The 17,231-nt window shown below is 57.5% G+C and carries 14 protein-coding genes and 1 pseudogene; 9 read left to right on the forward strand and 6 right to left on the reverse strand.

The window, feature by feature from the left end; translation table 11 throughout:
- Positions 1-2,877 (reverse strand): AMP-binding protein (locus PY650_RS18245; RefSeq protein WP_285880879.1); only part of this gene is annotated, 2,877 nt, incomplete at its 3' end.
- 709 nt (positions 2,878-3,586) lie between these two features.
- Positions 3,587-3,820: a recombinase family protein gene (locus PY650_RS18250; RefSeq protein WP_285880880.1), complete on the reverse strand. Its 234-nt coding sequence runs from the start codon at positions 3,818-3,820 to the stop codon at positions 3,587-3,589.
- Positions 3,821-5,041: 1,221 nt separating this feature from the next.
- Between PY650_RS18250 and PY650_RS18255 the strand changes: the two genes are divergently transcribed.
- Positions 5,042-6,703 carry an ABC transporter ATP-binding protein gene (locus PY650_RS18255; protein WP_285880881.1) on the forward strand — a complete coding sequence of 554 codons (1,662 nt, stop codon included), beginning with the start codon at positions 5,042-5,044 and terminating at the stop codon, positions 6,701-6,703.
- A gap of 511 nt (positions 6,704-7,214) precedes the next feature.
- Positions 7,215-7,355 (forward strand): hypothetical protein, encoded by a 141-nt coding sequence (locus tag PY650_RS18260; RefSeq protein ID WP_349644498.1) that lies wholly within the window; start codon positions 7,215-7,217, stop codon positions 7,353-7,355.
- Between the two features lie 84 nt (positions 7,356-7,439).
- Here PY650_RS18260 and PY650_RS18265 read toward each other — a convergent pair whose 3' ends face one another.
- Positions 7,440-7,667, reverse strand: a complete 228-nt coding sequence (locus tag PY650_RS18265) for a hypothetical protein (RefSeq protein WP_285880883.1) — start codon at positions 7,665-7,667, stop codon at positions 7,440-7,442.
- A 353-nt stretch (positions 7,668-8,020) separates the two neighbouring features.
- Here PY650_RS18265 and PY650_RS18270 point away from each other — a divergent pair, with 353 nt between their 5' ends.
- From PY650_RS18270 to PY650_RS18295, 6 genes are all read left to right on the forward strand, one after another.
- Complete coding sequence (locus tag PY650_RS18270; RefSeq protein WP_285880884.1) at positions 8,021-8,950, forward strand: TauD/TfdA dioxygenase family protein; 930 nt, start codon at positions 8,021-8,023, stop codon at positions 8,948-8,950.
- Positions 8,951-8,975: 25 nt separating this feature from the next.
- A complete protein-coding gene (locus tag PY650_RS18275) occupies positions 8,976-10,061 on the forward strand; it encodes an ABC transporter substrate-binding protein (RefSeq protein WP_285880885.1) in 1,086 nt (361 codons plus the stop codon).
- Positions 10,062-10,122: 61 nt separating this feature from the next.
- Positions 10,123-10,947, forward strand: a complete 825-nt coding sequence (locus PY650_RS18280) for an ABC transporter permease (RefSeq protein WP_285880886.1) — start codon at positions 10,123-10,125, stop codon at positions 10,945-10,947.
- Entirely contained in the window at positions 10,937-11,725 is a 789-nt protein-coding gene (locus PY650_RS18285) for an ABC transporter permease (RefSeq protein WP_285880887.1), read from the forward strand. The genes PY650_RS18280 and PY650_RS18285 overlap by 11 nt, the downstream gene beginning before the upstream one ends.
- Positions 11,722-12,525 carry an ABC transporter ATP-binding protein gene (locus PY650_RS18290; protein ID WP_285880888.1) on the forward strand — a complete coding sequence of 268 codons (804 nt, stop codon included), beginning with the start codon at positions 11,722-11,724 and terminating at the stop codon, positions 12,523-12,525. The genes PY650_RS18285 and PY650_RS18290 overlap by 4 nt, the downstream gene beginning before the upstream one ends.
- Positions 12,526-12,574: 49 nt before the next feature.
- Positions 12,575-12,727 (forward strand): hypothetical protein, encoded by a 153-nt coding sequence (locus PY650_RS18295; RefSeq protein ID WP_285880890.1) that lies wholly within the window; start codon positions 12,575-12,577, stop codon positions 12,725-12,727.
- Positions 12,728-13,119: 392 nt separating this feature from the next.
- On the opposite strand, the gene PY650_RS18300 is transcribed toward PY650_RS18295, so the two are convergent.
- Both PY650_RS18300 and PY650_RS18305 read right to left on the reverse strand, forming a co-directional pair.
- Positions 13,120-14,556, reverse strand: coding sequence for a sensor histidine kinase (locus PY650_RS18300; protein WP_285880892.1), 1,437 nt, complete (start codon positions 14,554-14,556; stop codon positions 13,120-13,122).
- The gene (locus PY650_RS18305) at positions 14,557-15,222 is read right to left on the reverse strand and encodes a response regulator (RefSeq protein ID WP_285880894.1); all 666 of its coding nucleotides are present in this window, start codon (positions 15,220-15,222) and stop codon (positions 14,557-14,559) included.
- A 265-nt stretch (positions 15,223-15,487) separates the two neighbouring features.
- Between PY650_RS18305 and PY650_RS18310 the strand changes: the two genes are divergently transcribed.
- Entirely contained in the window at positions 15,488-16,786 is a 1,299-nt protein-coding gene (locus tag PY650_RS18310; protein WP_285880895.1) for an MFS transporter, read from the forward strand.
- Between the two features lie 244 nt (positions 16,787-17,030).
- On the opposite strand, the pseudogene PY650_RS37395 reads toward PY650_RS18310, so the two are convergent.
- Positions 17,031-17,135: pseudogene (locus PY650_RS37395) on the reverse strand (transposase); the annotation flags it as partial.
- Positions 17,136-17,231: the final 96 nt, after the last annotated feature.

A 17,231-nucleotide genomic window follows, 5' to 3' on the forward strand; every position in this document is an offset into this window, starting at 1 on the left:
GCCGGCCCCGCCGATATAAAGCTCGCCGACCGCCCCGAACGGCACGGGCTGACCATGACCGTCGAGAAGATAGAGCCGCGTGTTGGCAATCGGACGGCCAATGGGAATTGAGCGTAGTCCACCGACCTCAGTAACTATCTCGAACGTGCTACATCCAACTGTGGCTTCGGTGGGACCAAAATGATTGATCAGACGTATATTGGGAAAGCGTTGTTGCCAAAAGTGTATATCTGCAGGAACCAAGGCTTCGCCGCCGACCATCAGTGCCTTTGTCGGTGCGGGTCCGTCGTAATCTTCAAGAAGCTTGTTCAACACACTCAAGTGCGTCGGTGTTAGCTTGATCAAATCATAGGTCTTAGCTTCCCTTAAGCGAGTAACGGAATCTAGCTGACCAGAAGGTTTGAACAAATGTAATCGGGCACCTGCCAAAAGAGGTCCGAACAAAGTGGTAATAATTCCGTCAAAGCTCAGCGAATGTAGTAAAGGTGAGCCATTCGAATCTTGCTTATAATATGTAAGAAGTGACCATAGCAGATAATTCACCACGCTCGCATGCTCGACCATGACGCCCTTTGGTGTCCCGGTGGAACCGGAGGTATAGATCACATAGGCGAGATGGCTGGCGGTGAGGCCGAGGGCATGCGGCTCGGGGTTTGTGGCCGGCAGCTCGGCCCAGGCCGGCGCGTCGTCCTGCAGGTCGACCAGCGCCAGATCGGCGATTGCCTCGGGGCCGAGGGCTTGGCGGCCGGCTGCGTCGCAAAGCATAAGCCGTGGTGCGGCATCGTCGAGCACCTGGATCAGCCGGGCGCTCGGATAGGCCGGGTCGAGCGGCAGATAGGCGCCGCCGGCCTTGAGGATCGCCAGGAGCCCGACCACCATGGCCGGGCTGCGCTGAAGGCAGATCGCCACCGGCTGGTCCGGCCTGACCCCAAGGGCGATCAGATGATGGGCCAGGCGGTTGGCCCGGGCGTTGAGTTCGCCATAGCTCAGCTCTTCGTCTTCATGGACGAGGGCGATGGCATCGGGGGCGCGGCGCACCTGCTGCTCGAACAGTTCGTGGATGCATAGATCGGCCGGGTAAGGCGCCTGCGTCCGGTTCAGATCCTCCAGCAGGTAGGTCCGCTCGTCGGGCGGCAGGATGTCGATGCGGCCGACCGGCTGGGCCGCGTCGGCCAGCGCTGCATGCAGCAAATTTTCGAGGTGCTGCGTAATGCGCTCCACTTGCGCGCGATCTAAGTAAGTCGCATCAAAGTGCCATCGAAAGCTTCCGTCCGTCGAGCAAACAACCATTGTAAGAGCATTGCCGGCCAAGATGGTCTCGGCGTGCAAATCACGGGCGCCGGCGCTATTATTTGTGATTACCGTGATACCAATCGACCACGGTTGGGATGATTGAAGTCTTTCCGTACTCCGTAACTTGGGGTCGCGCCAGATAAGGTCTCGCACAAAGCTGCCGTTCTCCTTCAACTGAAGGCATTCGCCAACAACGGCGTTGCGCACTTCTTCGAAATTGCAGCTAAGGTCAATGGACACTTCCATTGGGACGACGGAGGCGACAAGCGCCTCTTCTGCAATCAACGCTGCCCGCGAGGCATTCGAGGTTGTAGCCCATCCTAGTTGGAGTTGTGATTCGCCTATGACTCGGGCAAGATAGATCAGCCAGGCGCTGATTAGGTATTCTGTGCGATGAGTCGGCGACAACTCGGTCAAGGCGCTTGGAACACGTGCTCTACTCGAGTGCCAATTAGACGGAGCTGCAGATGGCGAAGAAGTGGGAAATGGAAGCTGTAACAACTTAAATCGTTGTAGCCGTTGTCGCCAGAATTCCTCTTGTGGTGCTAGCGTTTCAAATGTTCTAGTTATGCTCTTTGACTGATCGTCGCCGATAATTGGGAGGCGAGCGCCCATATCCAGATTTGACTGCCTGGCGAGGGCTACTGTATCGATGAGCTGATCATCAGAGTTGCCAAACCAAATATCAACGTTGTCGGTTGCTGTCGCCACACGCCAGTGGTCGTGATGGATCTCAAGCAAGGAACCCGATGGAAGTCCAGAGCGCGGTGTCGACACCTCCAGCCGCCGAACTTTGACAGCGTCGTTAGCTAAAAGCACCTTCGGCGAGCACAACGGGTTGAAATAATACGGCCCAAAGTCTAAGCCACGCACCAAAGCTGCCAAAGCTTGTGCGGATTGGTCCCATCTTATGCACCCCGCAGCTTCGGGGCGTCGGCACTTTGGAAAATAACTTCTATTTTGAAGTTTTTGTGGCTCGGCTTTGAGCCCTCCATTGATCAAGCCCTCAAGGAGTTCGGAAAACCCTGCTATAGCGGCTTCATAACACTTAAGATTCAGCGTTAATGCTGTGTCGGTTGATGCAATGAACACCGGCCGCTGAATAAGAACCTCACCCGTATCAATTCCATTATCAATGCGATGCCAAACAATGGCGTGTTCAGACTCTTGGGCAAGAAGGGCCCACGATGTCGCGTTAGCTCCCGCATATTTTGGCAGGGGGCCGTCATGATAATTGAAAGCGCCCTGTCGGACTTGAGCAAACACTTTTTTTGGCAAAATGAATGGGTTGGCAACGGAAAATATTGAATCTACACGTTCTGCCTCTACAAGTGCCGATAACTCCTCCATACTTTCCAAGCATGGTATATTGCTACCGGCAGCACAATTGCGAAATATCCTGTCAGCACACAGCGTTGCGCGGATTGCATAACCCATTTCGATTGCGATCTGGACACATCGAATCGCCAGTGTACCACTGCCGATGAAGATGCATGAGCGTTCCGAAGGCACTCCAGAAAGTTGCGCATGGAAAGAGTCTAGACTGCGATCGTGGATGCTGTCCTGAAGAAACCGATTGGCCATTATGATTCCTCATTTTAACCATCTGATAGTTTCTTGGCGTGTTAAGCCGTCGAGGGCGATAGCGTATTCGAGGTATGTAAGCCGATAAGATCTGCCGGTGTCGGGGCGGATTCCCCTCATGTCGACAAAGTGGCCGACGCAATTTTCTGCGCGTGCCGAGGCCCGCGTGACCTTGCGGTCGAGCCACGGAAAGAAGTTATCCTAACTCTTCAAATTAGCCGTACAGTTGAGTCATAATTTCAGACTAACCACGACTTCCACTCTGGGTGCGCCTGCGAGTTAACAGCTCGCCGGGATCCACGTTTCCGGCAGCTTTGTAGGCTGCCGGGTTGCTGGCTGAACGCCTGTAAGTAGAGCCCAGTGCCTCAAGACCGTACACTTCGCCAGACCGATGAACCAATTTATTGTTTAAATCTGGTGGATCTGTCCCTTGAATGCATTTCGCGCGCTTTGCCTCAGTATCTACGCAGAAGGCCGCGGAATTTGATCGCACTCAGGCGGATTGGCAGATATATAGTGAGGCTGTCGCTCAGGCGACGTGGTGATTCGGGGTCTTTTCGGCCTTACCCGCCGTCCGAACCTGTGGCTGCAGTTTGTACAGGGGGAACTGGAAGGTCGGCAACGCGGGCAAGGACGCCGGCGACCTAAGCTTTCGGGTCGATTTTGTCGAGGCGACAGGTCACGATGAAGGTGAGCATTACTCGCACGGTCAGCCGCGGCGAGCTCTCTCATAGCGGGCGGCAAGGGAGCGTTGCCGCAAGAGATCGCGCCCATACTCGTTGAGGCTGCCCTTCAGCCCCAAAAGCAGCCGATCATTGCCCAGGTGCGGCGCATAGACCGCGCCCTGCTCGATCAGAACGGTATCGACGACGCGGCACATCGCAATTAGTTGCTGCCAATCTTGGCTGTTCCGGGCAAAACGCAACACCTCACGCGCGGCCACGGCGTCAATCTGCCAAGGCGGACTTCAGCCACCACCCGCTCAAATCCAGCCCGGATCGCACCACCGGCGGCTGAGCGACCAAGATTGTCATCCACTGTCTCAATGTGTGACCATCCAAGCGCAGCCAACCGATCGCGTATGGCGTATTGAAGGGCGCTGCTTTCGCGATTATGCAGGACCAGGTGAGCTGAAGACTGGCGAACATAGAGAATCGCCTTCCGCGCCAGATGGTGCGTTCCAATCTTGCTCATGCATCATGACCGGCCTCCCTCAACACCGTTTGCGTGGTCGACGAATAGCCGCATGATGAGCGCCATCAGTCAGCCCCTGACGTGTCTGTTCCGGCAGCTCCTGCCATTGCGGCGCCGCCGCTATCTTCCCCCTGTGTAGGCCCGAGAATAGATCGAACTGGTTTGGACTGACATGGCCTGGACATCTCTCCGACTCATTTCGGAGAGATCAAATGCAGCGCCCATTGCCGCAGGTTCGGATCTCAGCGATGGTACGTTCACCGGTTTCTGACTATAGATAATTTTCCAGCGACTTCAGCCTGACTCCGGGGATTCTTCAAGCAGCATTCCCTTATGTCACTTCTCAGAATTGTGAGAGCATGTCCAAAAAAAATCTAACTCAGGTTTTAGGAAATGTGCCAAGCGGTGATTGTGAGGCGGGTTCCATTGGCCGCGGCTAATCGAAATCCACCGGCCAACCTACCGGTTGCGGACTGACGTTTTCCGGCATCATTGAGATACCAGATAAGACCTATCGTGAGGTTCCGATGTTCGAAAGTGAAGGGACGAGAGTACCAGTGGCGATTGCGTTAGCGTCGTTATTCTCATTCGACCCAATGCAGAACTAGGGAAGACGACCATCACGGGGATGCAAGAGCGAAAAACAAGGCCAAAGCGACACGCTATTTAGGAAGTTACAATGAGCGACCGGCCTGACCGAAACTATGCGCCGCCGCTTCATTTCCGCAAGAAGGTCTCCGCGGGAATTTTTGTCAGTCCGGTCAATGAATTCAGTTTTGCTCGACTATTCTCAGCCGACGGTGTCCAAGCTTCGGTCATCAGGTGCGCCTCCTAATTCAATTTGCGCGGCCGATCACGGTGGTCTCGCTTCTATTATGCAACGCGGCTGCGCAGTACCTATCGGCTGAAACGTTGACTATAGCTCGAGTGTCGCAACGAACGATCCATTCTCAGCCAAGCGGAGGGGTCTATGAAAGAGGTCCGGCCACCGATCATACCTATCGTGCGTTCGCTTCTGATCGACTATTGGCGAGATGCTCGCGGAACCACGATAATTGTGATCCTCGTAACTTTGATCGGTGCCAGTGCTTCGATCGCTACGCCATATCTCTTTTCATATGCGGTGGACGAACTCTCAAGGGCAACGGACGCAGGTGTCGCTCTGGAAACCCTTCTGCTTTATGCTGTCGTCTTCGGTGTGGCGGCTGCGTTCAGCCAAGCTTCTCGCTTTCTTATATTTATGTGCGCTGAGCGGTTGTGCTTCGTTGCCAACTTAGCGTTCTTCGTCCGCCTACTTCGCAAGACCCACACATTCTTTCTAAATCACAGTGCCACCGAGATCGGCGCGGCTCGGCAACAGGGCGAGCAGACACTCAACATTATAACGGAGCTCATTGTCGGCGGTCTTCTGCCTGGGTTCGTGCAGATCACCTTGAGTGCCGCGCTTCTCGCCCATTTGGTAAGCTGGGAGATCGCCCTTATCGTCCTCGCCTACGGTGTCATCGTGATCGTCTTAGACTATGTGAGGGTAGGACGCGTAAATCTCTTTCTAGATGCGGCGACAGAGCGTAGCCAAGAGAACGCAAGTCTCGTCGGCAATGCTGTCACCATTATCGACACCCTGCGCCAGACGCGGGGGGAATCGTGGATGACGGCGAGATTCGCGAAGGGTGCCGCGGACGCCTACATCAACTGGCGACGATACGCATTGGTTAGTAGCGGCTTTTCTATAATCCTCGGGATGGTCGCATCGCTTCAGCTTGCGGTGACTTTCCTAATCCTCGTGCCACGTTATCAAGCAAAATTCCTCTCTATTGGCGATATCGTGCTGTTCAATACGCTTCTGATCCAGCTCAACGAACCATTTCACCTCGTAGGAATGGCGATTAAGGAGACGGTTGAGGCCGCGGCACGGTTTCGCCCGCTGGCGAAGATGTGGATCGCTTCGGAAGCCGCAGAGCCCGCCAATGCTGTTTCTTACCATCCTTCGCAAGGCTCGCTCGCTTTCGAGAACGTTAGTTTCCGGTACCCGAACGGACGTGGCATATCCAACCTCTCCTTCACCGTTCGGCGGGGAACGCCAACCTTTCTCGTAGGCGAAACCGGCTCGGGCAAGTCTACCGTTCTCCGATTGCTGTTAAAGGGACTTGAACCAACGGAGGGCAGAATTTTGGCAGATGAAGCCGACATCGCGCGCATTACAAGCGATGACTGGTTCGCCCATATCGGTGTCGTGCCGCAGGATGTGACGCTCTTAAACGATACATTATTGGTCAATATTGTGCTGGGGCGTCCGTTTGATCCTGATCGGTTGCGCAAGGTGGCGAAAGAGGCATCAATCCTGTCCCGTATTGATGCTATGCCACAGGGATTCGAGACCATTGTGGGTGAGCGCGGAATGAAATTATCCGGCGGAGAGCGCCAGCGCATCGCTATCGCGAGAGCCCTCTATGGTGAGCCCGCCATCCTCGTTTTTGACGAAGCTGGGTCGGCGCTCGACGACGACACCGAGCAGCAGATAATGGACGGGCTTCGAGATCTGGCGGGCGAACTCACCATCGTCGCTGTGACACATCGAATGTCTTCGATTCGTCCCGGCGATCAGATCGTTCGCTTATCTCGCCACTTTTGAGGAAGTTGATCGAATGAAGGAGTTTCGTGCCAACCCTCCAGATTCCCAAAAGCTAACGAATCTGAATCGATGGCGCAAACGGGAGGTTTGCGATGGGTTCGGCGATTTCGTTGCGGCAGGACTTTGATGGAGACGGGCTGCGTCTTCTGGCAGGGGGTAAAGGATGTCAGCCAAGCCCGTCGGCTTCTTGCACTTGTTTATGCGCCGCCGGTATGTCGGCTCCCGCGCGAGCGGTCCCTGTCCACGTCAAGCCCGCACAGCGTGAACTTCTCTGGCAAGGAAGCAGCGGCTGCGGACCGTGGACGTCGCCGGCCGATGCCGTGCGCTTTCTCCTGATGCGACGCGTGTCGAGACACCCATTCCGGGAGAGGGGCTCTGTTGCACATATTCCGCTTGGTCGCGTGAAGGTGTCTTCAACCGTGATCTAATTCATGCGGTTGTCCGGGTCTGCTGATAGAGCTCCCCCAACGACCTCGCTGTGATTTGACAAACTAGCTCCGGCGAAGTGCCGTTGTCCGACAAGACCACCCCAAACTGGCTCGGCTTCTATACAGAGAGTTTCATCTTCGTCGCCTGCGCCTATTTCGCAATCAGCTACGGCGCCTCGCGATATAGCCTCTGGCTCGAACGGCGGCTGCAAGCCAAAGGATAGAGCATGATGCCGTTGAGGATCAGGAAAAGAATCCGGGCCGTGCCTTGTCCGATGGCTTCTTCTGCGACTGAGCGGATATCCGCATCAGATCTCGGGCGCCAGCGCCAGCTCGTCGCGATCCCGGCGCGCGTATCGCTGCTGGACGAGCCGACCTCGGCGCTCGACATCTCGGTATAGACGGGAATTTTCAATCTGCTCAACGATCCGAAAAACACGACGGGCACGACGCTCGTCCCTGTCACCCATGATCCGGGCGTCGTCGCGCATATGTGCGATCGCGCAATTCTCGTGACCGACGGCAAAGTCGCCCATGAACTCGATCGCATAGCACTAGCAAATGGCATTCCCGCAAAGCTCTGATCGACGTTACCGTCGGCAGCGACCACGATGAAGTGACGAGTGGACGAGCGCCCGCAATCGCGCACGATGGACGAGATGCATCGCTGAAATGTCCAAATGAGGATTCATCGGCGAGATGGAAGCATCCGAGGCGGCTGTTTTAGGGAAACCGACAAAATTAGAAAATTTTGTCTATGGATTTTATAGATTATTCTATTCCATAGACCTGTCGATTTTAGCGATGAGATTTCTCAACGTCCAGCGAGGACATCTCGTTGGGTGGACGTGACTTGCTGTCTTCTTCAACGATCAACCCGGAGATTCCCATGAGCAATCCAGTTCTCGTCAATCAGACCATTCCTGAATCCGATGTCGTGCCGCTAACCGGCCGTGTCGGAGCAAAAATCAAAGGCGTTCGCCTTGGCGGCGACCTTTCCGACGCAACGGTCACAGCCATAAATCAGCTTCTCCTGAAACACAAGGTGATCTTCTTCCGCGATCAGGAGCATCTCGACGATTCAGAACAGGAATTGTTCGCACGTCGCCTGGGCGACCTGGTTCCGCATCCAACCCAGGGCCCGGCGGCAGGCACCGCGTCTATCCTCAATCTCGATTCCAGCCGCGGCGGCGGCAGGGCGGACCAGTGGCATACCGATGTCACCTTCGTCGACGCCTATCCTAAATTCTCGGTCCTTCGCGGTGTCGTCATTCCAGCCGCTGGAGGCGATACGATCTGGTCCAACACCCATGCCGCGTACGAAAGCCTGCCCGCGCCACTGAAACTTCTGGCGGACAATCTATGGGCCATTCACAGCAATGCCTATGATTACGCGGCCGTGCGCCCTCGCGCCACCGCAGAAGAGAGGAAGCATTTCGAGGAAGTTTTCACGTCGACGATCTACGAGACCGAGCATCCCGTCGTGCGTGTCCATCCCGAAACCGGAGAGAGGTCGCTGCTGCTCGGCAATTTCGTCCAGCGTCTGGTCGGCTTGTCGAGGAGCGACTCCACAAAACTCTACGAAGTGTTCCAGTCCTATGTCACCGCCCCGGAAAATACCGTGCGCTGGCGCTGGAAGGCCGGTGACGTCGCGATCTGGGATAACCGTGCCACCCAGCATTACGCCGTCAACGACTACGGCGACCAGCACCGGGTCGTGCGCCGCGCCACCGTTGATGGCGACGTTCCCGTCAGTGTCGACGGCCGCCGCAGCATAACCCACGTCAAGGCCGCCAAGCCGAAGGCCAAGGCTGCGTGAGCGCGACCGGACAGGGGGAAAGATCATGAAACTTCGTATCGTCGTGGCGCTTGCCGCACTCATCACCTCGCTTGGCTCAGTCTCAGCCGAGGAATTGACCATCCGTTTTGGCTATCCCGGCATCGGCCTTGATAACAGGCAATATTCGCAAGGGGACGCGACATCCTATGCGCGGGCTCGGGAACTCATAGAAAAGGAATTCGCTTCCGACAAGGACATCAAGATCGAGTGGACCTTCTTCCGAGGCGCCGGCCCCGCATTGAACGAGGCCGTTGCGGCAAAGCAACTCGACTTCTTCCTGCTCGGAGACCTGCCCGCGATCGTCGGCAGGTCACGCGGGCTGGGTTACAAGTTCATCTTTGCCACCGGCCGACATCAGCCGATCTATCTCGCGGTTCCAGCCAATAGCGACATCAAGTCTATCGGCGATGTCAGGGGCAAGAAAGTCGCGCTCTTCAAGGGAACAAATCTGCAGCTTGCTACAGATCGCGTGTTGGCCACCCACGACCTGACGGAAAGAGACGTCCGCTTCATTAACCTGGATACCAACGCCGCCGTGCCCGCGCTCACCTCCGGCAATGTCGACGCCGTCTTCGGCGGTCCGGAATTTCTGGCATTGACAAAGAAGGGAATCGTGAAGATCGTCTACTCCACCAAGGGTGACGATCCGACGCTCGGACGAAACTCCTCCTATCTGGTCACGGCTGCCTTCGAACAGGCCCATCCCGATATCACACAGCGTGTCGTCACCACCTTCGTGAAAGCGGCGGCATTCGCTTCCGATCCGGCCAACAGGCAAGAGGTCTTTGATGCATGGGCGCTTTCAGGTTTCCCGAAGGATTCGTTCGACGCTGATATCGAAGGCGATACGCTCGCAAACCGGCTCAACCCCTTGATCGATGATTTCGTTATCGCGCGCTACAAGGATCAGGTGGCCCGGGCCAAGGCCTATGGCTTGATCAAGAACGACGTCGATGTCGACGCCTGGCTGGAGCCGAAATATCTGCGGCAGGCGCTCAAGGATCTGAAGCTGGAAAACTACTGGTCCAGCTACGCCGCCAATGGCGAGATCGCCACGCCCGGCACCCTCGACAAAAAGCAGACCAACTGAACGTCGATATGCCCGCCTGCGCCGATTGGCGCGGGCGGTCCCTTGCCACCGAGGACAAGATATGACTTTGACCGTTTCGGCTGACCAGCCGGTAGAACGACGCGTGATCGGCCTGTTGCCCGTTCTCACCAACGCCGCCTATGCGCTCTCCCTGCCGCTTGTCCTGCTGCTCGCATGGCAACTCTCCTCGCAATACGGCTGGCTTCCGGAACAGATCCTGCCGGCTCCCAAGGTGGTGTGGGTGACGATCGTGGACCTTTGGAGCGAAGGGACGCTTGCCGAACATACATTGCGAAGCCTGCAGCGCGTCGCCATCGGCTTTGTCATCGGTGCATTGCTCGGCCTCCTTACCGGCACGATCCTCGGCCTGCTGCCGCGATCAAGAGCATTCATCTGGCCGGTTTTCACGGCTGTGGCACAGGTGAACATGCTTGCCTGGTTGCCGCTCCTCGTGCTGTTCGTCGGCATCGATGAAGAGCTCAAATATGTCAGCATCGCCTGGTCGGCGGCGATACCGGTCATATTGGCAACGACACGTAGCATCGCCGGCGTGCCGTCGCAACTTATCGAACTCGGGCGCGTCCTAAACTTCACGCCCTTGCAGCGCGTGTCGACGATCATCCTGCCAGCTGCCCTCCCCACCCTCTTTACCGGCCTTCGCGAAGGGCTGGCGGCGGCCTGGCAAAACCTCGTGATTGTGGAGTTGTTCGCCTCCTTCGAGGGCCTTGGCTATCTGATCACCTGGGGTCGCCAACTGTTTCAGCTGGAGCTTGTCATCGCCGCCATGCTGGTGATCGCCGCAATCGGCTTGCTGCTAAACGGCGCGCTCGAATATCTGGAACGCTTCGTCCAACCCTGGAAGACGGAGGCGCGAAATGACCGCTGACACCCTGTCCTTTCAGCCGCTTCGAGGAGCCGCCAGGCATTGGCGTCCATTCGTGGCCTTCGGGGCTATCTTTCTTCTTTGGCTGACGGCGTCGGAGTTCGGATGGGTGGATCCCCGCTTCCTTCCTTCGCCGACAGCGGTCGCCGCCCGCGCCAGAACGGAATTCACAACAGGCACGCTGGCTTTCGATATCGGCGCAAGCCTGCGGCGAAATCTTATCGGTTTTGCAATTGGCGCATCGGCCGGACTTCTGCTCGGTCTGGTTCTCGGTTTCTCGCGCGCTGCGGAGCGGATTGTCGGCCCGACTCTGCTTGCCTTCCGCCAGATCGCATTGTTCGCCTGGGTGCCGCTGCTGTCCGTATGGTTCGGCGGTGCGGATGCCGGGAAGATCGCCTTCATCGCCGTTGCCGGATTCCAGCCCGTCGTCATCAATACATGGCAGGGCATAAGAGGACTACCACCGGCCTATCGGGAGCTGTCGGACGTGCTGATCTTCAGCCGCATTGATTTTGCACGCCTGATCGCCTTGCCGGGCGCCCTTCCCGCCATATTCACCGGCCTGCACGCCGGCCTGATCTACGCCTGGCTCGCCACGCTCGGATCGGAACTGTTTCTCAACGTCACCCCCGGCATCGGCGGGCGGCTGAACGAGGGCAGCCAGCTCTTCGAGATGGATCTGCTCTTCCTCGGCATCATCATTCTGGCCGCGATCGGCCTCTTCTACAACAGCTCGGCCCTCTGGCTAGAGACATGGCTTCTCAGGAGACGAACGAGGTGAACCAGATATCCCCATCCGCCGCTTTTCAGATCGGCGTTGCCCCTGCGCTCGAAATCAACAAGCTCGACAAGAGCTTCATCGTCGCGGGACGAAGGGTCGAGGTGCTGGCGGGCATCGACCTTTCCATTCGGCCCAGTGAATTCGTCACTATCGTTGGAGCCTCCGGCTGCGGAAAATCGACATTGCTGCGTCTGATCCTCGGACTTGATCTCGACTATAGCGGGGATATCCTCGTCGATGGCGCACGTGTTGTGCGGCCGGGCCTCGATCGGTCCATCGTTTTTCAGGACCATCGGCTGTTGCCTTGGTTGACCGTCGAAGCAAATGTCGCGGCTGCGCTTCGGCGCAGTCCCCTCTGCTGGACCGAAAAAAAGGAAACGGTGCGCGATCATATCGAGCTTGTCGGCCTGACACAGTTTGCCAGGGCCTATCCGGCGCAACTCTCCGGCGGAATGGCCCAACGTGTGGCCATCGCCAGAGCGCTCGTCAACCGGCCGCGCTTCCTGCTGCTTGATGAACCGCTTGGTGCGCTGGACGCCTTGACGCGCCTGCGGTTGCAGGGTGAACTGAAACGCATCGTTCAACATGAAGGTACGACGGCGCTGCTGGTCACCCATGATGTCGACGAGGCGGTTCATCTCGGCCACAGGATCGTCATCATGCAGCCCCATCCGGGTCGGATCGCCACCATCCTGCCTATTCCGGAGCAGGCACGGCAGGATCGCTCGAGTCCGGAGTTCATCCGTCTGAGGGATGAGGTTCTGGGGCTTCTGGGTGTTGGAGCGGCGCATCGGTCATGAAACCACGGTAAATGTCGAAGCCAAGGAGAGGTGAGGCGACAAGCTCGGATTGCAGGGCGGCCTCTGGGATGTCGTCGGAACCTTCAACGACAACTTCGGCAACTTTGGTTTTGCCGTCGTCGGAATCTTCATCGCTAGCGGGATCGTCTCGACGGTAGTGTACCGCGTCAAAGGCTACGATCATTTGCAGGCAAACATCTGAGTCATAAACGGTCGCCCGACTCGATGTGACCTTCGGGCGGCCGTCTCAGCTATCTTCGATACCCAAAAGCTGGTCTTCGTCAAAGCTGCGGTCGTCCTGGTGGGAACAGGCCACCGCTTACGCCTTAATGGGCGAGGGCAGAGGTCTGAGCTTTCCCAGTCGTGGGGGATATTGGAGCATGAAGATAACAACCGTCCATCGTCCAACGCGTCATGCCGTATAAATTTGCAAGTTCGACACCGAGATAATCGTTGATTTGTTGCTGGGCGTCCGTACCAGTCTACCAACGACATACCAGCGGCATGCGAAAGCTTAAGGGCGATATTAAATCGCGTCTCGAAGTAGTGTTTTGAATGACCTGGATATAGCAGCTGATTGCCATGGTCTGTTCCTTAATTATGCTCGTTCACCGGTCCCAGCGACTTCGATTGAAAGAGGCGCAGGCTGAGACGGGCGCTCAAGCCGTGGCCCGAAGCGGTCTCGCCGAGAGTGATCAAGCCGTCATGGAGATCGGCGATACGGCGCGCGATCGCAAGACCCAGCCCCGAACCCGGCTTCGCGTCGCTACGGGCGATCTGGTAAAAGCGTTGGAAGACACGGCTACGTTCCTCCTTGGGGATACCCGGCCCTTCATCGTCAACCGCGATTATCCCCGTCGTCGTGTCCTGCATCACGCGCACCGTTACGCAACCGCGTTCGGGACTGTGTGCAATCGCGTTATCGACGAGGTTCGCGATGATTTCCTTGAGAAGCAGAGGGTCACCCACGACGTTAATGGGCTCGTTCGGGGCATCGAGCGCGATATCGACATCGCGTTTCAGAGCCTTAGGCGCGTGCTCGCCCAGGACGTCGGCTGCAAGGCGCCCAAGATCGACGCTCTGATCGAGATCGATCGCGCGGCTTTGCGGATCAACCCGTGCCAGCACGATCAGTTGCTGAAGCACACGTTGAAGGCGCTTCACGCCGGATTGGGCTTCGGCGAGCGTTGCCAGAAGATTGTCCTGGCCTACAGCCTGCCGCTCGAGAAGCTCAAGATGCAGCCTGATACCGCTCAGTGGCGAGCGCAACTGATGGGAGGCATCGGCGGTAAAATCGCGCACGCCGGCGTTCGTCTCATCCAGCAGCTCCATCAACGTGTTGATCGCCGAGACGAGATCGACGGCCTCCTCTGGCACCCGTGCGGTATCGATGTGGGTAAAGGGAATGGCGCCCGGTGTCGCCCGTCCCAAAAGCTCCTGACTGATCTCTGTTAGCGGCAGAAGGCCGCGCAAAATGGCCAGATAGGAGAGAATAGCAGCAGTACTCAGGAGAACGGCTTCAAAGAATACAAGCACGAGGACCATCCTTGCTTCCATATCAAGCCGACTGTTAAGGGTCTCCGCCATCCTGAAGGTGAGGGGACGGGCGGAACCTTCGATGGTGTGGCTCGTCATCGCGATCCGCACCGGGTTGCCACTAAGATCGGCCGGCTCATGCGTAATGCGGTCGAGGGGCGCAGGACCCGTGTCCAGCGCACAGAGCGCTGGATCGCCTCGCTGAAAGCCCGCGCCATCGGATATACAAAATGCAAATGTGTCATTCGCCTCATCGCCCAGGATCTCGATGGCGCCCTGCGCGACCGTGTTGTCGAGATGCGCTGGACCGCGCGCGGTCGCGCGATCGATGATAGAGACGAGCGCCGCATCGAGCAGGCGATCCTGCGTCAGGCTCACGACGCTATGAATGAGGAATGCGCCGCCGATGCCGAAGACGATCGCCAGCACGGCGACCGGCAACACCATATTTTGCAGAAGGCGCCGACGGATAGACGGAGCGGCGTTCACGCTCATTCACTCGACCTCGAGAATATACCCAACCCCGCGGATTGTACGAATATTGGGACCATTTGGTTCAAGCTTCTTGCGCAGGCGGCCGAGATGCAGTTCCACAGCATTGGGCGTCAGTGCATTGTCGAAATTCGAAATCGCAGAAGCAAGCCGCTCCTTCTGCACGACCTGGCCTGCGCGGCTGAGAAGAAGAACGAGCACAGAATACTCCCTCGGACGCAGGAAGAGCGTGCGCCCGGCAAGCGTTACCGTGCAGGAGTTACGATCAATAGATAGAGCGCCGAAGGTCAGCATCGGGCTGGGTTGGTTCTGGCCGCGCCGGACGAGTGAGCGGACGCGGGCCTCGAACTCTTCGAGCGCGAAGGGCTTGGTCAGATAATCGTCGGCTCCCACATCGAGCCCGGCGACCCGGTCGGGAATGGCATCGCGTGCAGTCAGGATCATCACAGGCGTTGTCGAACCGGCCCGCCGCAGCGCTTTCAGGACAGTAAGTCCATCCATTTCCGGCAAGCCGAGGTCGAGCACGATGAGCGCATAATCTTCTTCAAGGGCTACGGATAGCCCGTCGCGGCCATTGTGGACACGATCGACCGCATAGCCGGCACCCACAAGCGCCGCCATGATCCCGCGCGCCAACGACGGGTCATCCTCGACAACGAGGACCCGCATGCCTTCCTCCCTGGTCACGATTTGCTTTGGCCTAGATCAAGCACGGAGGATGGGTCCGCGACAAGACAATTCGTGCCGCTCAGGCGGCGTGACAGGTTGGTGACAGGAAATCCGATGTAAGCGATTGGAAATGAGTTTGGTAAAGCCGGATGTTGCGGCCTGCCGTCGATAAGCGACGTGGGCTAACACGACCGACGCGCGACCGTTCGAATGGAGACCGGAGGATCCCAGGCGGGGTAAGTCTCATGCATAGGGAGGAACAACCATGACAGCAAGCACACGCTCATCCCGCGTTGGCACCGTATTGCGCGTGACAAGCGGCAATTTCCTGGAAATGTTCGACTTTTTCCTCGTCGGCATCTATGCCAGCAACATTTCCAAGACCTTCTTCCCGTCGAACAATGAAGTTGCATCGCTGATGCTGACCTTCATGACCTTCGGCGCAGGCTTTCTGATGCGACCGCTCGGTGCGATCTTTCTGGGCGCCTATGTCGACAAAATCGGCCGCCGCCAGGGCCTCATCGTCACGCTCAGTATCATGGCGCTCGGCACCGTGCTCATCGCCTTCGTACCAGGCGTCCAGACGATCGGTCTCTTCGCGCCGCTACTCGTTCTCATCGGCCGCCTGTTGCAGGGCTTTTCTGCCGGCGTGGAACTCGGCGGCGTCTCGGTCTATCTGGCGGAGATGTCGACGCCCAACAACAAAGGCTTCTACGTATCATGGCAGTCGGGCAGTCAGCAGGCTGCCATCATGGTCGCAGCCGTCCTCGGCTACGCGCTGAACTCCCTTATGCCACCGAACATGATGTCGGATTGGGGCTGGCGCATACCCTTCTTCATCGGCTGCGGCATCGTGCCGTTCCTGTTCTATGTCCGGCGCTCGCTCGAAGAAACGAAGGAGTTCGCTGCTCGTCAAAATCGCCCCACAATGACGCAGCTCTACCAGACGCTAGCCACGAACTGGGGCATCATCCTGCTCGGCATGCTGATGGTCGTCATGACGACGGTCTCGTTCTATGCCATCACCGTTTACACGCCGACCTTCGGTAAGAGCGTCCTGAAGCTTTCGGAGACCGACAGCCTTCTCGTAACGTTCTGTGTCGCTTTGTCGAACTTCTTCTGGCTGCCGGTCATGGGCGCTGTCTCCGACCGCATCGGCCGCAAGCCCGTACTCGTCGTCTTTTCGGCGCTCTCGCTCGTGACAGCTTACCCGGCCATCGCATGGCTCGTTGCCGCAGCGAGCTTCGAACGCATGCTGATCGCCGAACTCTGGCTCAGCTTCCTCTATGCCAGCTACAATGGCGCCATGGTGGTGGCGCTGACAGAGATCGTACCGCCGATCGTACGGACGGCGGGCTTCTCGCTCGCCTATTCACTGGCAACGGCGATCTTCGGCGGCTTTACGCCGGCCATTGCCACCTGGCTCATCCAGGAGACAGGCGACAAGGCGGCACCAGGTTATTGGCTTGCCTTTGCAGGCGGTTGCGGACTGGTCGCGACGCTCCTCATTTACCGCAAGGCGACGGACGGCGCACGGTCAAGTGGCACCATTGTCAGGGCATGATAGGACGAGGCGGGGGCCACCTTCCGGTCTCTCACCCTTCCACTCAGTCGCTTTCATCGAATTCAGTCCCAATAAGGAGGAGTTTTTGGGTACGAAACGCATTGCAACGGCCTTTGCCGCCTTCTTTCTGCTTATCGCCCCCAGTGCATTTGCCGATACGATCAAGGTCGTTTCTTCCGGAGGTTTCGCTGCCGGGCACTGTAAACTTATCATGCTCGGGTCAAGGTGCGCCGTGATTTGGTGATCAAGCCACCTGAAGATGGGCGATCTCGCTCCACATCACCATCGCGGCACCTCGCAGTTCGCGATGGTGGTCGGATGGAATGTCGTGGCGAGGAATTTGAAAGATGGGGTATTCGGCTTGAGTCCCTGCCTCAACATCGCGGGTCTGAAGAGGTGCTGCGCTTCGAGTTGATGATAAACGTGGTCATGTGAGAACAGCCAC

This window comes from Martinezella calliandrae (assembly GCF_030272695.1).
GTDB lineage: Bacteria > Pseudomonadota > Alphaproteobacteria > Rhizobiales > Rhizobiaceae > Rhizobium > Rhizobium calliandrae.